The sequence below is a fragment of the Polaribacter sp. genome (assembly GCF_965656025.1).
GTDB lineage: Bacteria > Bacteroidota > Bacteroidia > Flavobacteriales > Flavobacteriaceae > Polaribacter.
The window spans coordinates 15,034-18,821 of record NZ_CBFHJT010000064.1; the positions used below are offsets into that span (position 1 = coordinate 15,034).

The following is a 3,788-nucleotide window of genomic DNA, read 5'->3' on the forward strand; positions in this document are numbered from 1 at the left end:
CAAGGCTATGTAAGTTGGACAGTAGCGTTAAGTGAAAGTGATAAAGTTGTTGTTTTAGCAACTTCTACTTGGGCAGCTATAAAAGCTAAAAAAGCAATAAAAGCTGTTTGGAAAGACACGTCTAAATTAGAGAGTACAGAATTACATCACCAAAAACTAACAAATATTTTAGATGGAAAAAAAAGTAATGTACTAAGAGAAGATGGCAATATTACAAAAGCATTTAAAGAGGCAGATACCGTTTTAGAAAGAACTTATTCTTCTCCTTTTTTACCTCATAATTGTATGGAACCCATGAATTTTTATGCAAATGTTACTGCAGATAAAGTAGCGTTGGTTGGTCCTACTCAAACACCTGGTGAAGTACAAAAATCTGTAGCAGTACTTTTAAATAGAAAAAAAGATGATATTTCTGTAGAAATGACAAGAATGGGTGGTGGTTTTGGAAGAAGATTATATGCTGATTTTGCTATTGAGGCTGCAGAAATATCAGCTAAAGTAAAAAAACCAATAAAAATGGTTTCTACAAGAGAAGATGATATGACTACAGGGGTTTACAAACCTTCTGTAAAATATAGATTTAAAGCATCTTTAAAAGATGGTAAGGTTACAGGTTATTATTTAAAAGAGGCTGCCATGAATAGCAGTATGTATGGCTCAATTCCTAATTTTTTTCCAGCAGGTTGTATTCCAAATTATAAAGTTGAAACGGGTAACTATAAAAGTAATATTACAACTGGTGCTTGGAGAGCGCCTTATACCAACTTTTTAGCGTTCGCAGAACAAAGCTTTTTTGATGAATTAGCTACAAAATTAAAAGTAGACCCTATTCAATTACGTTTAGATTTATTACAAAAAGTTAAAAACACGAGTGATAAAAAAATTCAGTATTCTGGTAAAAGAATGGAAGATGTTATCAAACTAGTAAGGCAAAAAGCAAATTGGCAAAAATCATCAAATGGAGTGTATCAAGGTTTTGCAGCTTACTACTCTCATAACACACATGTTGCAGAAATTGCAGATATTGAGTTAAAAGATGGTTTTCCTGTAATTAAAAAAGTTACTGTTGCTGTAGATTGTGGTGTTGTGGTAAACCCAACAGGAGCTAAAAACCAAGTAGAAGGTGGTGTTTTAGACGGTATTGGGCATGCAATGTACGCTGATTTTTCTTTTAAAGACGGTAAACCACAATCTAAAAACTTTGATACCTATAGACTAATTAGAATGGGCGAAACTCCAAAAGTAGAAGTACATTTTATAGAAAATGAACTATCACCAACTGGTTTAGGAGAACCTGGTTTGCCTCCTGCAGGTGGCGCAGTTGCTAACGCAATTAATGCTGCTTTAGGCAAAAGATTGTATAACCAACCTTTTGTAAGTAATTTAGAAAAAAGTACTATAATAGGATAATTAATAAGCAAAAAAAAGTCGCTAAAAGCGACTTTTTTTTTAAGAGACAATATCTATTGCCCAATTTCTCGTTTTGCTTGTTCTATCATTTTTTCATTGGGTACAATAGCTACATTTACACGTCTGTTTTTTGCTCTACCTTCTGAAGTAGAGTTGTTATATTTTGGTTGATTTTCTCCATACCATAAAGTTTCAAAACGAGAACTTAATAGACCATTAGTTACTAAATAGTTGGTTACAGATTGTGCTCTTTTTTTAGAAAGTTCCATATTATAAGTTTCTTTACCAATACTGTCCGTATGCCCAACAACAACTATTTTAGTGTTTGGAAACTCTTTAAAAACACTAGATAGTTTATTTAAGGTTTCCTGAGATTTTGCGTTTACATTAGATCTATTGGTATCAAAATAAACACCACTATTTTCATCAAAAGTAACTACAATACCATTATCTACTCTTTCTACTTTAGCTCCTGGTATTTCAGTTTCAATTTTTTTAGCCTGTTCATCCATCTTTTTACCAATTAAAACACCAGCACCACCACCAATTACACCACCAATTAAAGCACCAAGTTTTCCGTTTTTTCCACTGCCTACATTGTTACCAATAATAACACCAATTAAAGCACCAGCACCAGCACCAATTACGCCCCCTTTTTGCTTATTGTTTGCATTTTTAGTGGCTTCACAACTAGTAAAGCCCAACATTAATGTTGTAATTAATATGTATAAAGTTATTTGTTTTATTATCTTTTTCATATTTATTGTTTAGTAAAGTTCATGTTAATTATAAAAGGTGTTCCATCTACATTTAAATTTTGTTGCCATTGCATATTGTTTCGATTCAAGTTAGTTAAATCAACTCTAAAACCAATATTATTGGCATTTTTTTTAGGTTTTAGTAAAAAATCGAAGTAGCCAGAAATGGCATCCATTTCTTGTATAACAAAAACAAACTCTCTTTCTCCTTTAATACAATTTTCTTTGGTTACATTGTAAGTACCTGTATTGTTATTTGGAACAAATTTCCAAGTACTGCCTTCTAGACAGTCTTTAGTAGTATCATTAAAAAGAGTAACATTATAAGTACCTGTTTTGCTATAGGTTATGTTGTTTAAAACCCAATTTCCTTTAATGGTTTTTTCTTTAGATTTAATATTTTTAGATGCCCCACAAGAAATAAGTGTGATAGCAAATAACAAAGCAATTATCTTTTTCATTTATATTATTTTTAGTTTCTACAAATTAACGTAAGAAACTAATAAAAATATAACGCAATAGAAATAAAGGTTAATGCATTTAAAAATAAATATCTTGTGCCAATCTAAAGGTGTTTGCGTGTGCATTTACAATAGTTTTAATATCTGGTGAGTAGCCACCACCCATAGAACACATTACAGGAATTTTAGCTTCAAAGCAAGTCTGTAAAACAAAACGGTCTCTTTCTTTACAACCATTTACTGTTAAGCTTAATTTACCCAATTTGTCTGTTTCAATTACATCTACACCACATAAATAATAAATAAAATCTGGTTTTTCTTGATGTATGAGTTTTGGTAAGGTCTCTTTTAAAATGGATAAATATTCAGCATCTTTTGTATTATTTTCTAGAGGGATGTCTAAATCTGATGTTTCTTTAATAAAAGGATAATTGCTTTTACCATGTATAGAAAATGTAAAAACGGAATCGTCATTTTGAAATATTTCTGCAGAACCATTTCCTTGATGCACATCTAAATCAACAATTAGTATTTTATGAACTAAACCTTTTTTTTGTAAATATTTTGCGCCAATGGCTTGGTCGTTTAACATACAAAAAGCTTCTCCTCTATCAGAAAAAGCGTGGTGTGTGCCACCTGCAATATTCATTGCAATTCCATTTTTTATGGCAAATTCAGAGGCTTTCATAGTGCCATCTGCAATAATCATTTCTCTTTCTACTAAAACCTCAGATAAGGGGAAACCAATTTTTCTTGCTGCTTTTTGTGAGAGTGTAATGTTTAATAAATCGAAATAATATTCTGGACTGTGAACCGTAAAAAAGTGTTTGTTATTGGGTCTTTTAGGTTCAAAAAAGTTTTCTGGAGTACAAGTACCCTCATGCACTAATTGTTGTGGTAGCAAATCATATTTTTCCATAGGAAAACGATGATTTGCTGGTAATGGGTGTTTGTATATTGGGTGATATGCTATTTTGAGCATTAAAAAGTAAATCGGTTTTTAATTAGTAGGTTTTAAATCTAATTCTTTTGAGATAAAATTACCATTTTCTGTTGCACCTTCTATAAAAATTTTACTGTTTTTTAATGAACTATTTTTTACTTTAATTGTAATAGTACCATCTTTATCTATTTTATTTAGAGGTAACCAATCTATTAC

4 protein-coding genes are annotated in these 3,788 nt (G+C 31.0%); 1 reads left to right on the forward strand and 3 read right to left on the reverse strand.

The window, feature by feature from the left end; translation table 11 throughout:
- Positions 1-1,410: xanthine dehydrogenase family protein molybdopterin-binding subunit (locus tag ACTG3S_RS11575; protein WP_439129510.1), on the forward strand; the 1,410-nt coding region annotated here is incomplete at its 5' end.
- A 53-nt stretch (positions 1,411-1,463) separates the two neighbouring features.
- Here ACTG3S_RS11575 and ACTG3S_RS11580 read toward each other — a convergent pair.
- The 3 genes from ACTG3S_RS11580 to ACTG3S_RS11590 all read right to left on the reverse strand — a co-directional run bounded on the left by ACTG3S_RS11580 (position 1,464) and on the right by ACTG3S_RS11590 (position 3,611).
- Positions 1,464-2,168 carry an OmpA family protein gene (locus ACTG3S_RS11580; RefSeq protein ID WP_439129511.1) on the reverse strand — a complete coding sequence of 235 codons (705 nt, stop codon included), beginning with the start codon at positions 2,166-2,168 and terminating at the stop codon, positions 1,464-1,466.
- Positions 2,169-2,170: 2 nt separating this feature from the next.
- Positions 2,171-2,629 (reverse strand): lipocalin family protein, encoded by a 459-nt coding sequence (locus tag ACTG3S_RS11585; protein ID WP_439129512.1) that lies wholly within the window; start codon positions 2,627-2,629, stop codon positions 2,171-2,173.
- A gap of 79 nt (positions 2,630-2,708) precedes the next feature.
- Positions 2,709-3,611, reverse strand: a complete 903-nt coding sequence (locus ACTG3S_RS11590; protein ID WP_439129513.1) for a histone deacetylase family protein — start codon at positions 3,609-3,611, stop codon at positions 2,709-2,711.
- Between the last annotated feature and the right edge of the window lie 177 nt (positions 3,612-3,788).

Bases quoted from the DNA above. Each gene is read 5' to 3' on its own strand.
- ACTG3S_RS11590 (WP_439129513.1), bottom strand. From the start codon at position 3,611: ATGCTCAAAATAGCATATCACCCAATATACAAACACCCATTACCAGCA.
- ACTG3S_RS11580 (WP_439129511.1), bottom strand. From the start codon at position 2,168: ATGAAAAAGATAATAAAACAAATAACTTTATACATATTAATTACAACA.
- ACTG3S_RS11585 (WP_439129512.1), bottom strand. From the start codon at position 2,629: ATGAAAAAGATAATTGCTTTGTTATTTGCTATCACACTTATTTCTTGT.